Origin of the sequence: Novosphingobium beihaiense, from assembly GCF_022832375.1 — a bacterium.
GTDB classification, from domain to species: domain Bacteria; phylum Pseudomonadota; class Alphaproteobacteria; order Sphingomonadales; family Sphingomonadaceae; genus Novosphingobium; species Novosphingobium beihaiensis.
This window is the reverse complement of sequence record NZ_JALHLG010000029.1, coordinates 25,249-44,823: the sequence shown is the minus strand read 5'-3', so window position 1 is coordinate 44,823 and position 19,575 is coordinate 25,249. Positions and strand designations below refer to the sequence as shown.

5 protein-coding genes are annotated in these 19,575 nt (G+C 65.3%); 3 read left to right on the top strand and 2 right to left on the bottom strand.

Features of this window, described 5'->3' with window-relative positions:
• The first annotated feature begins 9 nt into the window (after positions 1-9).
• Genes MTR66_RS15855 through MTR66_RS15845 form a run of 3 tightly spaced genes read left to right on the top strand, consistent with a single transcriptional unit; the run spans position 10 to position 17,793 of the window.
• Positions 10-8,853, top strand: a complete 8,844-nt coding sequence (locus MTR66_RS15855) for a non-ribosomal peptide synthetase (protein WP_243922794.1) — start codon at positions 10-12, stop codon at positions 8,851-8,853.
• Positions 8,850-11,813, top strand: coding sequence for a non-ribosomal peptide synthetase (locus tag MTR66_RS15850; protein WP_243922792.1), 2,964 nt, complete (start codon positions 8,850-8,852; stop codon positions 11,811-11,813). Before MTR66_RS15855 ends, MTR66_RS15850 begins: the two co-directional genes overlap by 4 nt.
• Positions 11,814-11,871: 58 nt before the next feature.
• Positions 11,872-17,793 (top strand): non-ribosomal peptide synthetase, encoded by a 5,922-nt coding sequence (locus MTR66_RS15845; protein WP_243922790.1) that lies wholly within the window; start codon positions 11,872-11,874, stop codon positions 17,791-17,793.
• Positions 17,794-17,806: 13 nt separating this feature from the next.
• Here MTR66_RS15845 and MTR66_RS21450 read toward each other — a convergent pair whose 3' ends face one another.
• Both MTR66_RS21450 and MTR66_RS15840 read right to left on the bottom strand, forming a co-directional pair.
• On the bottom strand, positions 17,807-18,088 hold the full coding sequence (locus MTR66_RS21450) for a DUF3325 domain-containing protein (protein ID WP_407673062.1): 282 nt from the start codon (positions 18,086-18,088) through the stop codon (positions 17,807-17,809).
• Positions 18,085-19,563, bottom strand: a complete 1,479-nt coding sequence (locus MTR66_RS15840) for a PepSY-associated TM helix domain-containing protein (RefSeq protein WP_243922788.1) — start codon at positions 19,561-19,563, stop codon at positions 18,085-18,087. Before MTR66_RS15840 ends, MTR66_RS21450 begins: the two co-directional genes overlap by 4 nt.
• Between the last annotated feature and the right edge of the window lie 12 nt (positions 19,564-19,575).

The window sequence follows — 19,575 nt, the reverse complement described above, 5'->3', positions numbered from 1 at the left end:
GACCCGTTCATGGACGATATGACACCGGCGAACGCCGCCCGCAGTGTGCTCTCGCCTGAGGAAACAGGGGATAGTCCTGCTCCCGCGGCTATCGCGATCAGCGAGATACAGCGTTCGATCCGGACCGCGCACTGCCTCGCCCCCGATGACCCGAGCTACAACATGGTCATCGGCGGGCGGCTTGTGGAGGGCATCGACCTGTCTGCCCTTGCCGAAGCATTCCGCGCGGTAATCCGCGGGCATGAGGCTCTCCATGCCTATTACAGGGAGGACAGGACCGGCCAGGTGCAGATGATCTGCGATCCGGCGGTCCAGCCCGATGTCACGATCACGCGAAAGCCCTCGCTGGCGGCACAGGATCGTCAGCACTGGCTGGACAGCGTTATCGACGCGCCCTTCAGACTGGAGACGGGCCCTTGCTGCCGTGTGCGCTTCCTCGTCGAGGAAAGCGTCAACGGTCTTGCACCGCAGTGCCATTTCGCAGTGGTGGCGCACCACATAGCAGGGGATTTCGCTTCCATGGAGCTTCTCTGCGAACGCGCATTCACGCGCTATGAAGTGCAGCGCGCCGGCGAAGCGCCTCCATCGTGGCAGCCGGGGCAATACCGGCGTTGGACAGAACGCCAGCGCCAGGCGGAGCGCGCCGCATGCCAGTCACGACAAGAGGCGTTCTGGCGCACCAGCCTCAAGGGTGCGGGCGGATATCCCGAACTGTTCCACGATGCTTCTCCGGACACACCGATCGGGATGGCCGAAGAAACGGACATCACGCTCCCCCCGGAGCTTACCGCAAAGGTGCGCGAGACCGCGCAGCGGCTGGGTACGGGCCTCTTCCCGTTGCTGACAGCCGCCTATCAGCTCTTCCTGCATCGCTGGAGCGGGCAGGACCGTTTCCTGATCGGAACCCCCATATCGTGCCGGAGCGGAGCGGCCGAGCGCGACATGATCGGCTATACGCTGAACACGCTTCCCTGGCAGGCGGACTTCACGGGCGCGCCCAGCGGCGCGGACCTGGCCCAAGCCGCTCAGCGCAATCTGAGGGCGATGCTGCGCAACCGGCATCTTCCCGCCAGCCGGATCGCGGCATTCGCGGACGAGGAACGGTTGCGGCTGCGCCACATGACGACGTTCGTCCCGGTCGGGGAACGCAGCGCATTCCTTCGCCATATGACAGGAGAGATCATCGCCAACCAGCGCGGCGCGGCGCAGGAGATCAATCTGCGCTGGGTTGACCATGGCGATGTCCTGATCGGCCAGTGGCGCCATGATCCAAGGTGTTTCTGCGCGGCAACCGCGCAACGGATGCGCGCCGGCTTGCGCCACGCCCTGACCCAGATCGTCACTTCGCCCGATCTGCCGGTCAGTGCGCTGCCCGGCGATCCGTCCGATCAGTCCGTGCTAGCGGCCAGGCCAGCACTCAAGACACGGCCAACCGCGCTGGCCATGTTCGAAGCCGCCGTGGCCCGGCATCCCCATGAAACTGCTGCAGAAGACCGGCAGCACTGCCTGACTTACAGCGAACTGGACAAGCAGGCCGCCGTCCTTGCCAGTCACCTCCTGGCGGCAGGCTGCAAGCCTGGCGATATCCTTGCCCTGCATTTGCCGCGCAGCACGGCGATGGCCGCCGCCATGATAGCCATATGGAAGGCAGGCGGCACTTTTCTTTGTCTGGATCCCGCGCAACCGGCAGCGCGCAAATCGCTATTGCTCAAAGGCGCGCAAGCCACTGCCGTCATCGGTCAGGGCCCCGTTGCCCATGACATGCAAGCTTTCGCCTGGATCGACGTGAACGCTCCGGCGCATGGCGGTCCGGTTCCCGATGCCCGTTCCCATGCGGAACTCCGCTCCGGGGACGGAGCCTATATCATCTACACCTCGGGCTCCACCGGCAAGCCGAAAGCGGTAGAGGTCACGCAAGGCAATCTGGCCCACTACGCCAGCGGGCTTCAGGATATCCTGCAGCCCGCTGGCACGGCCCGGTTTGCGACACTGGCCTCCCCTGCCGCCGATCTCGGCTTCACCGCATGGTTCGGGGCCCTGCTCAATGGGCACACCCTGCACGTCCTCGACGACGACCTCGCCGACGATCCCGGCGCTCTGGCGGATCATCTCGAACGGCATCCGATAGACATATTGAAGATCGTGCCTTCGCATCTGGCGGCCTTGATGGCGGTCCCCGGCCCTGCCCGCCTCCTGCCGCGCCAGTGGCTGGTGCTGGGCGGCGAGGCCCCTGGTGCCCCCCTTCTCGATCAGGTCCGCGATCTCGCTCCGGGATGCCGCATTCTCAATCACTATGGCCCCACCGAAACCACCGTAGGATGCCTTGCCGCAGAGATAACCGCTGGACTGGAACAGCCTGCACCGCTCGGAGCGCCATTTCCGGGGGTTCATGTCAGCGTCACCAACGCCTCCATGGCCCCCGTGCCGATCGGCGTAGCCGGAGAACTGCTGATCGGCGGCGAAGGCGTGTCAGCCGGGTATTTCCGCGATCCTGCGGCAACGGCCGAACGGTTCGTGCCCGACCCCGCGGTTCCCGGCGGGCGTCTCTACCGCAGCGGGGACCGGGCGAGACTGACGGCAGGCGGGCCGTTGCAGTTCCTCGGCCGGATCGACGAGCAGGTGAAGATCAGGGGCTTTCGCGTGGAGCCGGGCGAGACAGAAGCCTGGCTCCTCCGCCAGCCCGGCGTCAGGGAAGCTGCCGTCGTGGCCATGCCGTCGGCATCGGGCCAGCAACTGGCCGGCTTTGTAACTCCGGCCCAAGCCGACACGGCAGGATTGCGCGCGGCCATGGCGAGCGAACTGCCCGACGCTATGGTCCCCGGCCATATCCTCGCGCTGGATAGCCTGCCCCGGCTTGCCAATGGCAAGATCGATCGCAAGGCCCTTCCCGATCCCGCCATCGCCGCCGCCCCCTCCGCAGAGCCCCTTTCGCCGCTGGAAGCCCAGATTGGCGCGTTGTGGAGCGAGACGCTCGGGGTCAGCCGGATTGGACCGGAAGACGATTTCTTCGCCATCGGCGGCGATTCCATCCTCGCCCTCCAGATCATTGCCAAGGCGCGTCCGGCCGGACTTGCCCTCACGCCCCGCACATTCTTCGAACAGCGCACACTGCGTGCGATTGCAGCCAGCTTGCCGCAAGACAGGCCCGTACTGCCCATCGAGACGCCCGCGGACAGGGAACCGATTCCGCCGTTCGCTCTTGCCCGTCTCGACGACGCCGGGGTTGCCGCACTGAAGGCCGAAGGCGCAGAAGATGCCTATCCCCTCACACCACTTCAGGAAGGCCTTCTCTTCCACAGCCTGCTGGAGCCGGACAGCGGATCCTACGTCAACCAACTGGTGCTCGATCTGGAAGGCCCGTTCGAAGCCACGCACTTCATCACCGCCTGGTGCAGCACCATCGCCGCCAATGCCGCGATGCGCACAAGCTTTCGCTGGGAAGGGCGCGATGCGGCCCTGCAGCTGGTCTGGCCGGTGACGCCGGATGCCCTGCGCCGGAACCGGACCATCGACATTCTCGACTGGCGCGGCCTGACCGCGAGGGATCAGCAGGTGAGCCTGCAGCGCCGTTTGCGGGAAGACCGCGCCGCCGGTTTCGCGCTGGACACCGCGCCGCTCACCCGCCTGATCCTCATCCGGACCGGCGAGGATCGCTGGACGCTCATCTGGACCCGTCATCACCTGATCGTGGATGGCTGGTGCTCGCTGCTGCTGCTCGACGAAGTGCTGGAACGGTACAGGGCCATTCTTGCGTCCGAGCCCCCCGCGCTCACCAGCCGCCGCCCTTTCCGGGATCATGTGAACTGGCTGGAGCAGCAGGACCGCGAAACGGCCACGGCCTACTGGAAGGACACGCTGGCCGGACTGGACGATCCCGGTCTTTCCATCACACCGCCAGGACAGCGTGACGAACAAAGCAATGCCCCCCTGCACATCACGCAGGACATCGTGCTGGACCGCCAGGCCACCGCGCGGCTGACCGAAGCGGCGCAGCGGCACAAGGTCACGCTCAATACACTGGCGCAAGGCGCATGGGCCCTGACTCTCTCTTCCTACACGGGCCGGCGCGACGTGGTTTTCGGCGTCACGTCCGCAGGCCGCCCCGCCGGTCTTTCCGGTTCGGAAGCGATGGTCGGCCTGTTCATCAACACCCTGCCGCTGCGTGTGCGGCTCTCGGCGGACGATGGGCCGCTCTCGCTTCAGCAGTATCTTTCCGCAGTCCAGTCCAGCAGCGCCATGATGCGCGATCATGAGCACATGCCGCTGGCTGAAATCGGCCGCATCGCGCCGGAAGCCATCCGCTTCGACACCATTCTGGTGTTCCAGAACCTGCCGATGCTGGAAAGCCGCGCCCGGCAAGTCGGCCCGCTCAGCCTGCACATGCGCGACAATGTCGAACGGACCCACTATGGCCTGACCATAGAAGTCTTCCCCGGCGAAACGCTGGGCATTGCCGTTGATGCCAAGGGCTGGGACGCGCAAGCCCTGCAACGTCTCATCGAGACCTATCGCGCCACCCTGATGGCCATGGCCAGCGACGGCAGCACTTGCATCGACAGCATCGTGCCCCTGGGGGCGGCCGAAGCCCAATTGCTGGCTGACTCGAGCGGCAATACGCCATCCTACAGCCTGCAACCCGGCTGGGTCGAACGGGTTGCCGCCAATGTCGCAGCGCACCCTGAGCGTATTGCCGTCTGTCATGCCGGACAGAGCCTGACCTACCGTGAAATGTGGGACCGCTCAGCAGTTCTGGCACGCGGCCTCGTCTCGGCGGGAGCCAGGCCCGACGAACCCGTTGCGCTTCTCATGCCAAGAAGCCTCGATCTGTTCTGCCTGATGATCGCGACGCTGAGGGCCGGATGCGGATGGATGCCGCTTGATCCGGAGCATCCGGCAGCCCGCTGGGAAAAAGCGCTGGCGCGGGCCGGGAACCCTCTCGTCGTGAGGGCTGACGGCATAGCCTTCCCCGGGTCATCGCTGACGCTGGAAGAACTCATGCACAAAGGCGAAGCGTCCCGCATTCCGATCGATCGGCCCGCCAGCGGGGAGCAGTTAGCCTATATTCTGTTCACGTCCGGCTCCACCGGCGAACCCAAAGGCGCGATGATCACACGGGCGGGCATGCTGAACAACATGCTGGCCAAGATCGATCCCCTGGGGCTGACCGCCGATGACGTCATTGCCCAGACGGCTCCATCCTGCTTCGACATATCGGTGTGGCAAACGCTGACGGCGCCTCTGATCGGCGCCCGCACGCAAATCATCCCCGACAGCGTCGTCCGCGACCCTGACAGCTTGCTCGCAACGCTGGAGCAGAGTGGCACGACCCTGTTCGAGCCGGTTCCCTCGCTCATGCGGGCACTTGCGGAAACGAGCCCTCAGGAAACGGCGGCGCTTCCCAGGCTGCGCTGGACGCTGCCCACCGGGGAAGCGCTGTCGTCCGGCGATGCGAGAAGCTGGTTTGCGGCCTTTCCGCACAGCCGGATGATGAACGCCTATGGCCCGGCCGAGTGCGCCGACGACGTCGCCTTCCATGCGATCGAAAATGCAGAGGCCATCACCCACCCCGTGCCGATCGGCCGCCCCACGCAAGGGGCCGTGCTGCGCGTCATGAACGATGTCCTGGCCCCGGTTCCCATCGGCGTCACAGGCGAAATCACTGTCGGCGGGGTCGGTGTGGGGCGCGGCTATGCAGGGGACCCGCGCACAACAGCGGCCGCGTTCCTCCCCGATCCTTCAGGCCCTCCCGGGGCCCGCCTCTACCGCACCGGCGACCTCGCCCGGTGGACACCCGGCGGTGTGCTCGAATGGGCCGGACGGCGCGACTTTCAGGTCAAGATACGCGGCCACCGGATCGAAACGGGAGAAATCGAAACCTGGCTGGAACGGCACGATCGTGTCGCCCGCGCCGTTGCGATGGCCTGCGACGGACGGCTGGCCGTGTGGTGGCAACCGGCGACAACGGCAGCCTGTGAAGACGGGCAAAAAACCGTCACGGAGAGCCTCAAGTCCTATCTTGCCGCACTGCTGCCGCCATACATGATCCCGGACCTGTGGATCATGCTGCGGGACTGGCCGCTCAATGCCAACGGGAAGCTTGACCGCAAGGCGCTGCCCCCGCCCACCGAAACGCGTGTCCGGCCCGATGCCCAGCCTCCGGCCACGCCGACGGAGCTCCGCCTGGCAACGCACTGGGAAGAACTGCTGGATGCCAGCATAACCGACCGCTCGGCCGACTTCTTTGCCCTGGGAGGCCATTCGCTCACCGCCGCGCGTCTGGTTTCACGGCTGCGGCGCGACGGCTGGAACAGCCTGCCCTTGTGCGCCGTGTTCGACCACCCCGTCCTCCAGGCTCTTGCCGCCTTCCTCGATGAGACTGGGAACAACAGGGAAGACGGGAACACACCGCAACTGCATCCCGTCCCCCGCACTGCGGCCATGCCGATCGCGCCGATGCAGCACCGGCTGTGGCTGATCGACAGATTGGGGCAAACCGGCAGCGCCTATGCCATGGCAGCGACTTTCGAGATTTCCGGCGAACTCGACCCCGCCGCCATGCAGGCCGCGCTCAACGCCGTTGCCGCCCGTCATGAAATCTTGCGGACCCGCTATCCCGGCAACGACGACGAAGACCCCATTGCCGTCATCGCCCCCGAACTGTGGCTCGACATCCCGCTGCACGACCTGACCGGTCTTCCCGAAGAGGAACGCGAAGAGCAGGCCCGCCAACTTGCCTCCCGCCATGCGGCCGAGCCTTTCGACCTGTCGGCAGGGCCACTTGTCCGGGCAGAGCTGATCCGTCTGGGCGCGCAGGCATGGCACATGCCCATCGCCCTGCATCACATCATTGCCGATGGCTGGTCCGTAAGCGTTTTCGCGCGCGATCTCGCGCACGCGTACCATGCGGCCCGCACCGGATCTGCGCCGGACTGGCCGCCTCTTCCCGTGCAATACGCCGACTATGCGGCCTGGCAACACAGTCTGCTCGCCGGCCCCCGCCTGTTGGCCGAGCAGGATTTCTGGCGCGGCTATCTCAAAGACGTGCCGTCGGTGCTGCCCCTGCCTACCGACCGGCCCCGCCCTGCGACCGTTTCGACCGCAGGCCATTCACTCCAGCTCGAAGTGCCCGGCGATCTGGTGCGGCGTGTCGAACGCTGGGCCCGCGAACGGGGCGCGACACCGTTCATGGCGCTGCTGACACTCTTCCTCATCCTTCTGCACGAAGAAAGCGGATCGGAAGAACTCGTGGCCGGAACGGACACCGCGGGACGCCCCGCACCCGAGCTGGAAGACCTGATCGGCTTCTTCGTCAATGTCGTGCCGATCCGCTCGCAAGCGGGGCCGCAGGACAGCTTCAACGATCTTCTCGACCGGGTTCGGCAGACGGCACTCAACATCTTCGAACATGACGGCCTGCCGTTCGAGAGGATCGTGGAAACGGCGGGAATCAAGCCTGACCGTTCGCGCAATCCGATGGTCCAGCATCTGTTCGTCATGCAGAACGTGCCTTCGGATACGCTGCATTTCGATGGCTGCACAGTCCGGCAACTTCCCGCCGCCGAGCGCCATTCGAAGTTCGATATCGCCCTGTTCCTCGAACCGGGCCGCGCCGGCGAGGCGGGAAGCGAACCGATGGCCGCAGACTGGGTTTTCGCGGCCTCGCTTTACGATTCATCGACGATCCAGCGCCTCCACACGCGCTGGATCGCCCTCATGGAGAAAGCCATGACCGATCCCGATCAGACCGCACTAGGCAGCCATCGCGCTGTGCACAGCGAGGCTCAGGCGATGCCTGCCGGCATGCTGGCATCCAAGCTCAAGACATTGGGCAGGAAAGCGCGCCGCGCGCCTGCCCCTCCCACGGTGCGCCAGAGCTTCCTCGCGCCCGGGACCGCGACCCCCGCCGTTTTCTCTCCGTCCGGACCGGGGATCGATCCCGTCCGCTGGGCCGGGGAAAACCGGGCCACGATCGAAACACGGCTGCTCACGCACGGCGCGATACTGTTCCGGGGGTTCGATCTTCCCGGCGCAAGCGCCTTCAGAGCTTTTGCCGATGCCATGGAGCCGGGCGGGCTCTATGGAGCCTATGGCGATCTTCCGGTGCATCAGGAGGCCGAAGACCTCTACAACTCCACACCGTATCCCGAGCAGGAAATGATCCTGTTCCACAACGAGAGTTCGCACCTGGGCCAATGGCCCCGCAAGCAGTGGTTCTTTTCCGAAAAGGTGGCCGCGTCGGGAGGCTGCACCCCCATCGTTGATGGCAGACAGATGCTGCGCGAACTGCCTGCCGGCCTTGTGTCCCAGCTCGAACGCCGCGGGCTTCTCTATGTGCGCACATTCACTCCGCATCTGGACGTAAGCTGGCGCGACTTCTTCCGCAGTGACGATCGCGAAGCCGTCCATGAACGCTGCCTGCGCGATGGCATGACCTGCCGGTGGCTCGACAGCGAAACCCTGCAGACCCGCTTGTTCGCGCCCGCCGTCATCCGCCACCCGCTGAGCGGCGAAAAGGTATTTTTCAACCAGGTGCAGCTCCACCACCCCCATTGTCTCGATGCGGAAGTCCGCTCCGATCTGCTGGAGACCGCCGGTATCGACCGTTTCCCCCGCAATGTCCTGTTCGGCGATGGAGAGCCCATTCCCGACGAGACCATGGCCCTGATCGGCGCGGCTTACGAAGCGTGCGCCATCCGTTTCCCCTGGCAACGCGGCGACACGCTGATGGTCGACAACATGCTCACCGCGCACGCGCGCGATCCCTTCCAGGGCGAGAGACGCATTCTGGTCGCGATGGCCGGGTTGGTCAGCCGGACGGGCCTTGAACGCGCTGCCGAGGAGAAAATCGGATGAACCTGCCTCTTACCAGCCGCCAGAAAGATGTCCTCAACGCCATGAAAACGGGCGCGCCGGATGGGAGAACGCTGACTCTCAGGCTCAAATTGGAAGGCCCGCTCGATCGCCACCGGCTGGCGCAGGCGGCCGAGACCGTTGCGGCCAGCCTGGATGCAACCACCTGCGTTCTGAGAAATGCGCCTGAAATGCCGGTCCTGATTTCCGGCGAAGACATGCCTTTTTCCGGCCTCCGGATCGGTACGGACGAAACGGCGTGCACTTCGGGCGCGACATTCGCGGCAAGCTTGCAGATCGATAGCCCGACAGTGGCGCAACTCTTACTGCAGACATCCCCCGCCATTTGCGACAGAGCCGGACTGGCCCTGATCGCACAGCGGATCATCACCGTTTATGCCGGTGAGGACGTGCCGGAAGAAGACATCGGCCTGCTTGCCTACATGGAATGGCGCGCCGGGATGGAGACAGCCCCCGAAGCGGCAACCGGCAAAGCGTACTGGCAGGATATACTGAAGCACCAGCCATCACTTCCCGGCCTGCCCGGCAAACCGCGATCGGGCGAACGCAGGACGGTTACCCGGCACCTGCCCGGCAAACTCCTCCATGACCTTTCCGGATGGGATCTGCCTCTCGATGCCGTGCTGCAAGCCGCATGGTGGATCGCCATCGCACGCACCGATGATCTGGCCTCCATGCCTAGGTTCTGGCAGCACGATTCGCGCAATGACTACCCGCCGATGCAGGATCTGGCCGGTCCACTCGACGATCGCCTGCCGCTTGCCGCGACGCCCGAACCGGACGAAACGGTCAGCCATTTTCTCGAGCGTTTCCATGCGGAACTGAACGCCCACCGTTCCCATCAGGAACACCGCCCCGCCTCCAGCGCCTCCGGCGATGAGGGCGCTATCGGTTTTGCTCTGGGCAAGGACTGGGCTGCCATTCCGGCTGGCGGCATCACCTGGGCAGCCGCCGAACACCCCGGGCCGCATCCTGTCTTCGACCTCGCTCTCGATGCCGTCATGACCCACGATGGCGCGGTGCGGCTGGACCTGCACTACGATCCCGCCCGGCACGGCGCAGACAAGGCCACGCTCCTGCTCGACCGGTACTTGGCCGTGCTCGCCGCCTTGCCGCGACACCGCGACACATCGGTACAGGCCCTGCCCGTTCTGACCGAGACGGAAATCGCCCTGCACGCGGCCCTCGCCGCGCCGGAGCCCGTCGATGATCCGGAGACGATGCCCGCTCTGCTGGTCCGGTGGGCCTTGCAGCGCCCTCTCGCGCCAGCCCTCGTATCCGGGGAGCAAACCTGGACGTACAACGATCTGGAAGAAAAGACCCGCCGCCTGGCCTGCCATCTTGCCCGGCGCGGCATTGGTCCGGGCGCCCTTGTCGCGCTGGTCATGCCCCGCTCGGCGCTGCTGGTTCTGGCCCTCCATGCCGTCATGCGGGCAGGCGCGGCCTTCGTTCCGCTCGACCCCGGCTGGCCTGCCGCCCGGCGCAACGCCATTATCGGCCAAACCGCACCTGCCCTGGTCTGGGACGAGACAACGGTAGCGGACCTGCTCGGTCGGGATGAACTGCTGCCCTCCATCGTTTTGCCCTCCCCGGCGATGACGGATGTGGCCTATGTCCTGTTCACGTCAGGCTCCACGGGCACCCCCAAAGGGGTTGTGGTGGAACACGGCCAGCTTGCCAGCTACGTGGCAGCGGCGCGCAAGGGGATGGCGCTCTCGCAATGCCGCCGCTTCGCCCTCAGCTCGACAGTGGCGGCGGATCTCGGACACACGGCGCTATTCGGAGCCCTGTCCGCCGGTGCGGCGCTCGTCATTGCCAGCGACGAGGACATGGCGGACAGCCAGTCCTTCGGCGCCTTTCTGTCCCGGCAAGCCATAGACTGCATCAAGATCACCCCGTCCCATCTCGGCGCTCTGCTCGACACCAGCCGGTATCATTTGCCGTCGGCCATCGTCCTGGGCGGCGAAGCCCCGCCGCCGAAACTGATCGAGACTATCCGGCGCCGATCCCCCGGATCGCGGATATTCAATCACTATGGGCCGACGGAGACCACAGTCGGCGCCATGATCGGCGAAGTTCCGGCAGGCCAGCCGCTTCCCGATGCCATTCCGCTCGACAAGCCTCTTGCCGGTTGCAGGATACTGCTGCGCCGGGCCGATTTCACCCGCACACCGGCCGGGGCCATCGGCGAAATCTACATCGGCGGCGCGCAAGTCGCGCGCGGCTATCTGGGGGAACCGGCAGGCCGGGCTTTCCGGGACGATCCGGAACGGCCGGGCGAGCGCCTCTACCGCACCGGCGACCTTGCCCGCCTCAACCTCGACGGTTCGCTGACGCTGGCGGGCCGGGCGGACGATCAAGTGAAGATACGCGGCTTTCGCATCGAGCTTGCCGAAGTGGAAGCGGCGCTGGCCAGCCTGCCCGGAGTTGCGCAAGCCGTAGCAGCCGTAACGGGCGAAGGGGACGGCCGCCAGATCGTGACCTACCTGACCGCGGAAAACGGCTATACGCCGGATCTCAAGGCGATTGGCGGCCAATTGCGCAGCAGACTGCCGGATGCGGCCGTGCCTTCCACGATCGCGATCCTTCCGGACATGCCGCGTCTGCCCAACGGCAAGATCGACCGCGCGGCGCTCCCGGCGCTGGAGACGGCGGGCAGCGAACCTGCCAACAGCGCGCATGAGACGACCGATCCGCTGGAAGCTCTCGTCGCCGAACTGATCCATGGGCTTTTGGGAACGGACCGGATCGGACGGGAAGACAACATCTTCGATCTGGGCGCCCATTCGCTGATCGTCATCAAACTGGCGGCGCGCCTTCGCAAGCGTCTGGACATCCCGGTCCCGCCAAGCCTGATATTTGAACATCCCAGCATTGCCCTGCTTTCCGAACGGCTGCGCGGCGAAGGTGTCAGTCCGGGCCAGCTTCCCGCGCTCGTCTGATCGGGCTCGTCTGAACGGCCTGCCTCCCCATCCATCTCTCACACGCAGGAAACCAGCCATGGCCACGCAAGCCGAATCCCTTCTGGACGTTGCAAAGAGTTTCGCCACTTTGCCGCGCGGCAAACAGCGCGCTTTCCTTCAGGCCCTGGAGCGTCAGGGCATACCCTTCTCCCGCCTGCCTGTTCCTCCGCGCGGCGAAACGGACACGGACAAGGCGCTGTTCGCCGGACAGGAACAGATCTGGCAGGCGGTCCGGATGCATCCGGATTCAACGGCCTATGCGATGCCGGGCCTTTTCATGCTCACGGGCCAGCTCGATTGCACGGCTCTGGAAAACGCGCTGCGAACCATCATGGCACGCCACGCCATCTTGCGGACCGGCTATCGCGAGCAGAATGACGGCAACGTTCAGGCGCTGGCCATACCGGCAAGCGCTTTCTCGCTGCCGCTCACCGATTTGAGCGATCTGCCCGACGACGAACGCACGGCCGAGGCCGAACGGCAGGTGGCCAAGTGGAATGCGTCCGCCTTTGACCTGTCGGCGGACCTGCCGCTGCGCGCGCGCCTGCTCCGGCTGGAAAGCGACCGGCATATGCTGCTGCTTGCCATCCACCACCTTGCCGCTGACGGCGGGTCTATCCCCATTCTCATGAAAGAGCTGGAGGAAACCTATCGCGGCGCCGTGGACGCGCGCGCGCCGGTTCTGCCGGAACTGCCCGTCCAGTATGCCGATGTAATGGCCTGGCAATCGGCATGGCTCGGCGCGGGCGAAGAGGAACGGCAGCTTGAATATTGGCGCGCGAAGCTGGCCGATGCACCGCCCCCGCCCACTCTGCCCGGCACGGCGCAGCCCGGCGGCGCTGCCAGCGACGAAGGCGCGGAACGAAGCGCGGTTCTGCCGCCTGATCTCAGCGAAGACCTTCGTGCCCTCGCGGCAAGCCGGGGGCAGACGCTGTTTCCCGTTCTGCTCTCCTCTTTCTTCCTGCTGTGCTCGCGGCTTGGCGGCCAGACGGACCTGACCCTCGGCATTCCCGTCGACAACCGGCGCGGCAGCGAGGCCGAAAACCTGATAGGCTGCTTCGTCAACACCGCCGCGATCCGGCAAAAGACAGACAGCAGCCAGTCCTTCGCCGAACTGATCGACAGTGTCGCCCGTACCGTTGCACAGGCTCTGGACCATAGCGACATCGGCTTCGGCCGGATCGACGATGCTCTGCGCGCCGAACGGAACAGCCTTCCGCTGTTTTCGATGATGTACGATCACACACCGGAGCGGCGGCTGGACCAGATCAGGCTGCCCTGTCTGGTCATGTCTCCGCTTGAGCTGCCGGTAACAACGGCCAAGTTCGATCTCGCATTTGCGACGTCCGATCAAGCGGACGGGGGCATTCTGGCCCGCATCGCCTATCGCACCGCAGCCTATAGCGCGGCTGAGATCGACAGCTTTCTGGAGCGCTGGACACATCTGCTGCGCCAGGTCGCGGCGCGGCCGGATGTGCCGCTCTGGCAAATCGATGCCAGGACAGAGGCCGAAAGGGAAATCCTCGCCCGGTGGGGACAAGGCCCCGACTATGGTTCCGCCGCCCCCGAGCCGATTCCCGTCACGCTGGCGCGGCTGGCGCGTGAGAACCCCGGCGCCCCGGCCGTCATCCTAGGAGATGCCGTCTTGACGCGCGGCGATCTGGACAGACGCGCCAAGGCGCTGTCCGGCAAACTGGCGGCACAGGGCGCCGGTCCGGAAACACGCATCGGCGTCTGCCTGGAGCGATCATTCGACATGATCGTGGCCCTGCTTGCCGTCATGCGCTGTGGCGGCGCATTCGTTCCGCTGGACCCCAGGGACCCGCAGGCAAGGCGGCTCGCCATCGCGCGCAAAGCCGAACTCGCCATGCTGATAGGCCGCGAAGGGCTGGGCGACCTGCCCGCCCTGGACCCGGCCGCTTCGATCACCGTGCAAGGCTCCGGGAACAACGGGGATATGCCTTTCGTCCCCATCCATCCGTCCAGTCTTGCCTATATCATTCATACCTCCGGCTCTACCGGAGAGCCCAAGGGAGTCATGGTCGAACACGGCCCGCTGGCCGCCCATTGCCGCGCGACCGGCGCCCTTTACGACATGGATGAGAACAGCCGGGAGCTGCATTTCATCTCCTTTGCCTTCGACGGCGCACACGAAAGATGGATGACCGCACTCTCCCACGGCGGCGCGATTATCCTGCGCGACGATGATCTGTGGTCGCCGGAAAAAACGCTGGCCACAATCGGAGAGCAGGCCGCGACACATGCGGGTTTCCCGCCCCGCTATCTTCAGCAAGTCGCATCCTGGGCGGAAACGCAGGACGCCGAGCCCCCGGCAGTGCACCTGTACTCGTTCGGCGGCGAGGCCATGCCCAGGACCGGTCTTGAAAACGTGCTGCGGTTCCTGAAACCGGGCCATGCGATCAACGGCTACGGCCCCACCGAAACCGTGATCACCCCCATGGTATGGAAAGGCAGTGGTCCTGCCGCCCCCGCCAGCCCGGTCGTTCCCATCGGCAGGCCCGTGGGCGACAGATTGGCCCATATCCTCGACCACGATCTCAACCCCGTACCGCCCGGCATTCCCGGCGAGCTGTGGATCGGCGGCGGCGGCCTCGCCCGCGGCTACATGGATGGGCAGACCATGACTGCCGAACGCTTCGTGCCGGACCCCTTCGGTGCGCCCGGCAAGCGCATGTACCGCACCGGAGACCTCGCCCGATGGAACGAAGACGGCCAGGTGGAATTCCTCGGCCGCCGCGACCATCAGGTCAAAGTGCGCGGCTTTCGTATCGAACTGGGCGACGTCGAAGCGCATCTCGCATCGCTGCCCGGTATCCGCGACGCTGCGGCCGTCGTCGATGAGCGCGACGGCATCCAGCGGCTGATCGGCTATGTGGCGCCGCACACCGGCCGGACAGCCGATGCGGCCGAGTTGATGGCCGATCTGGAACGAACCTTGCCACGCCACATGGTTCCCGCGCGGCTGATCGTTCTCAATGCCCTGCCTGTGACAGGCACGGGCAAGATCGACCGGGCGGCCCTGCCCGTGCCCGACTGGTCCAGCGGATCGACCGGGCTGGCACCGCGCAATCCGGTGGAATCGGCCTTGCTGGACATCTGGCGCAATACACTGAGCGTCAATGCCATCGGCGTCACCGACAACTTCTTCGAGATCGGCGGCGATTCCATCCTTGCCTTGCAGATCGTGGCCCGCACCCGCGCAGCCGGATACAAGATCACGCCGAAGCAGGTTCTGGAAGGACAAACGGTTGAAGCCCTGGCCCGCGTTGCGGAACCGGTCGAAGCCCATGCGCAGAAGACAGAAGAGCTGCCAGATGGCCCTCTGCCGCTGACGCCTATTCAAGACTGGTTCTTCACTCTTGCGCTGGCAAACCGCAATCGCTGGAACCAGTCGGTTTTTCTCGAAGTGACAGCTCCTGTCTCCTTCAGCGCGTTGCAGAACGCAATGACCGTGCTGGGGCAGACCCACTCTGCATTCCGCCTGCGGTTCCGGCAGAACACGAGCGGGCAGTGGCGGCAGGAATACAGCGACGCCGCAGATATTGTCTGCGATCAGCGCACGGCGGAAACGGCTGAGGCCATCACGCCCATGTGCAACGAAGTGCAAGCCGCACTGGACATAGAGCATGGGCCGCTGATGCGCGCGCGGCTGATCGCCTTGCCGGACGGGGCGCAAAGGCTGTTTCTCGCAGCACACCACCTGGCGGTTGACGGGGTATCGTGGCGGATCGTGCTCGAAGACCTGCGCGGGCTGCTGACGGCCCCGTGCCAGCGGACCATGCCGGAGCCCGAGACCACGCCGTTCGGGCGCTGGGCGATCCGCCAAGCCGAAGCATTGCCCCGTTTCCTGAACGAACGCCCGTTCTGGCAGTCCATGCTGGATGCACCGGCCATCCCGCTCGATCATCCGGGGGCACCGGCAGTGAGAGGAGATGCCGAAACGCTCTCGCTCGTCCTGGACGAGCAGACAACGCAGGCGCTTCTGACGAAAGCCCCGGCCGCCTATCGCACGCGGATCGATACCCTGCTGCTGACTGCGCTTGGCCGGGCCGTGGCCACGCACTGGAATCTTGAAGCGGTTACCGTGCATCTGGAAGGGCACGGGCGCGAGGAAAGCCTGTTCCCCGGGATTGACCTCAGCCGTACCACCGGCTGGTTCACCAGTGTCTATCCGGTCCGTTTCGCTCCTGCTGGCGAAGACTGGGACAGCGCGATACGGCACACAAAGGAGGCACTGACCGGAGTGCCCCATGGCGGACTGGGGTATGGCATGCTCCGCCACCTGCCCGCCCTGAACGAGAAGCAGCATGGTCAAGGCGGCCTGCCCTCCTTGTCGTTCAACTACCTTGGACAGTTCGACAATGTCATCGACGGAGACTGGCGGCTGGCGGGCGAGGATTGCGGCCCGGGAACGGACCGCGATGCCCCGTTGGGAGCATCGATAGCGATCGACGGGCAAGTAACCGGTGGCAAGCTCGCCCTGCATCTGCGTTACAGCCGCCTGCAGTTCGAGGCGGATACGCTGGCGGCGATGATGCGCAGGTTTGAAACCTGCCTGCATGATCTGATCGCCCATTGCGTGGCAGTTACGCCTGGTCAGGCCACGCCTTGCGACTTTCCTCTGGCCGGAATCAGCCAGCAAGAGATTGACGGACTGCCCCTGCCTGCACCGGCCATTGCGGACATCGTCCCGCCTTCGCCGCTTCAGGCCGCCATGCTGCGGCACAGCGCCCGCCGCCCCGATTCCACGGCCTACCGGGTGCAAGTCTGGGCCAGCATAACCGGGCTGGACGCGGACCGGATGAACGCGGCGTGGGTGCGCCTTGCCGCGCGGCACGACGTTTTGCGCTGCATTCCGGTATGGCACGAACAGGAACGCCCGTTGCTCGCCATCGCCAAAGGGACAGGCCACACTGCAGACATCCTAGACTTCACCGGCCGCCCCGATGCCGAAGAGGCGTGGGCCCGCTTGCGCGAAAACGAGTACCGGCGCGGCTTTTCGCTCGGCGACGGATCCAGGCTGTGCCGTCTCACGCTGATCCAGATGCCTTCGGGCGATTGGCGGTTTCTCTGGACATGGCACCATGCTCTTCTCGACGGATGGTCGATGTCGCGCGTTCTGGGGGAATTGCTCCGCCTCTATGACGGGGAAGCACTGCCTCCGGCAGGCAGCGGCCCCCGGCAGGTCGCGCTGTGGCGCAGCCGACAGGACGACGAACCGCATCAGGCCTACTGGCGGACCCAGTTGGACAAGCTCTCCGGCCAGAGTCTGCTGCACAAGACTCCCAAAGCCGTACAGCCCCCCGACGAGGCAGGCGCGTCCACCGGCGCCGTCGAGCATGTCATGCCGCTGGAAGACGTTCAGGCGCTAAGGGCTTTGGCAGCGAAGCACAAAGTCACGCTCAACACGCTTGTCCAGGCGGCGCTTGCACAAGTGATCGCCAGCGAGACCGGGAGCGATTGCGTTGCTTTCGGTGTAACGGCGTCGGGCCGCTCGGCGGATATTCCCGGAATAGAAGACATCGTCGATCTGATGGTGGGCACCATGCCTCTTGTCTGCGATGTCGGCCTTTCACACGACAAGGGGCCATGGCTGCGCGGTATTCTGGCCGACAACATCGCCATGCGGCAACACGAACACGCGCCGCCGCCGATGCTCCAGTGCTGGACAAATGCAGAAAGCGCACCTTTCGATACGCTCGTCGTCTTCGAGAACTATCCTGTAGATGAGGCCTTGTGGCACGAGGTCCGGGGGGACATTGCCTTCTCCGATGTCGGCAACCGGGGCGGAACCAGCTATCCGCTGACAGTGATCGTCGTCCCTCGCGACACACTGACTTTCCGGCTCGAATTTCGCCGCCCGCTCTTTTGCGAAGCGCGCGTGAAAGCCATCATGGCCGCATTGATCGACAGGCTCTCACTACTCGCAGCGGAATGAAGGGGGCCGCGCTTCACCTTTTCCCTCGCGCGCCCGGCCGCCGCAAAAAGAGAGCGGCGGCGGGCAGCGCAACGGAAGCCAGCGCGGCCATACTGAGTTCGCCCGCCCATTGCACAACATGTGTGGCCCCGTCCGCCAGAGCCACGGCAAACGATGCCGACAGCCAAACATATCCGCCCCACCGCAGACAGTGCTGCCACCTGGGAGGAAGCGGCCGCAGAAACAGATCCCGCTGATGCCGCGGCATCGACAAACACAGGCACGACATGCCTGCCAGCGCGAAGAGGAAGCTCATGCGGCGGCCCTCTTTCCCCGAAACATGGTCACGCCCAGCATGGCAAGGCCGGTAAAGATCAATGCGACGTCGACACCGGCACGCACTCTGTCCCCCGTTGCGATCCAGGTAAACAGCCCGCTGTCAGGCACAAACAGCAATGGCACCGGCGCCGCCAGACATATCAGACCGGCGCATCGCGCCTGCCATCTCCAGGCATGCGCGGGAGAGGTGCAAAGCGCGTGAACCAGGGCGGCCAGCCAGGCGAGAAAGAACGCGCTCGCTTCCCAGCCCATCCGGCCGGACATAGCGGCCGGCAGAAGGCGATTGGCGAGCAGCAGGGCGGCAATCGCAACCGGCAGTCCGGCAATCACCGCAACGTTGATCCGCTCCGCCAACATTCCCCTTCCCGGCAAGGCGTTTCGCGGGCGCCGCTTGACAGTCCACAGCACCAGCCCCGTCGCGATCATGGCCGTCCCCAGCAGCCCGGACAGAAAGAACAGGGCCCGCAGCCAGGCATCGGAAAAACGCCCCATGTGCAGGCCATAGAGCCAGCCCCGCAGTGCCATGGCCGATCCGCCTCCATCATACCGAGCCATCAGATGCCCGTCTGGCCCGAACCGCAGCCATGGCCGGTCATAGGAAATATGTTCGGAATCGAGGCGTTCGACCGTGACCCTTGCCGTTTCGGACAGAGGATCGTCGATGAGGATGCGGCCCGCCTGCCCGCCGCCCCATTCTCGCTCGGCCCGGCGAACGATAGCCTGCACCCGCTCGCCGGAAAGGGCCGGTCTTCCGGCAGGCGCGGCAGTGGCGATCGAGTCTCCGGTGCCGCCGGCCAGATCACCGGCATAAGCCGCCAGATCGCCGGAATAGACGCGTTGGATCGCCCAGGGCATGAACATGCTTGCCAGCGTGACCAGCCCGGTAAAAGTAATCATCAGGTGGTAAGGCAAAGCGACAACGCCCATAACATTGTGCGCGTCCAGCCAGCTTCTTTGCCCCTTGCACGGACGGAAGGTGAAGAAGTCTGTAAATATCCGCCGGTGCGTAATCACCCCGCTGATGATCGCCACCATCATGGCGATGGCGGCAAAGCAGATCAGCCAGCGCCCCAGGCGCCCCGGTACGTTCAGATCGAAATGAAAGTAGTAGAGGAAATCCCCGCCCATCGTCTCGCGCCCTTGCCGCGAAGCGCCGGTTCGAGGAGCAAGCTGCCGGGACTGGAAACCGCCCGCGCCGCCCTTCCACATGATTTCGGTTATCGGATTGCGCGATGTCGGCAAATCGATGCGCCAGAGCCGGGCATTGGCGCCCTCCTGCCGCAGACGGCCAATTGCGTGGCCGACGGCCTGCGGATCGGCCGCGCCCTGGCTCAGCTCCGGACGCATCCAGAGGTTTATCTCCTGCCTGTAGTAGGTCAGCGTTCCGGTGAGAAAGACGGCATAGAGCAACCAGCCGGGAACCAGACCGGCCCAGCTGTGAAGAAACGCCATGGTCTGGCGGAA

Bases quoted from the DNA above. Each gene is read 5' to 3' on its own strand.
- MTR66_RS15855 (WP_243922794.1), top strand. From the start codon at position 10: ATGGACGATATGACACCGGCGAACGCCGCCCGCAGTGTGCTCTCGCCT.
- MTR66_RS15850 (WP_243922792.1), top strand. From the start codon at position 8,850: ATGAACCTGCCTCTTACCAGCCGCCAGAAAGATGTCCTCAACGCCATG.
- MTR66_RS15845 (WP_243922790.1), top strand. From the start codon at position 11,872: ATGGCCACGCAAGCCGAATCCCTTCTGGACGTTGCAAAGAGTTTCGCC.
- MTR66_RS21450 (WP_407673062.1), bottom strand. From the start codon at position 18,088: ATGAGCTTCCTCTTCGCGCTGGCAGGCATGTCGTGCCTGTGTTTGTCG.
- MTR66_RS15840 (WP_243922788.1), bottom strand. From the start codon at position 19,563: ATGGCGTTTCTTCACAGCTGGGCCGGTCTGGTTCCCGGCTGGTTGCTC.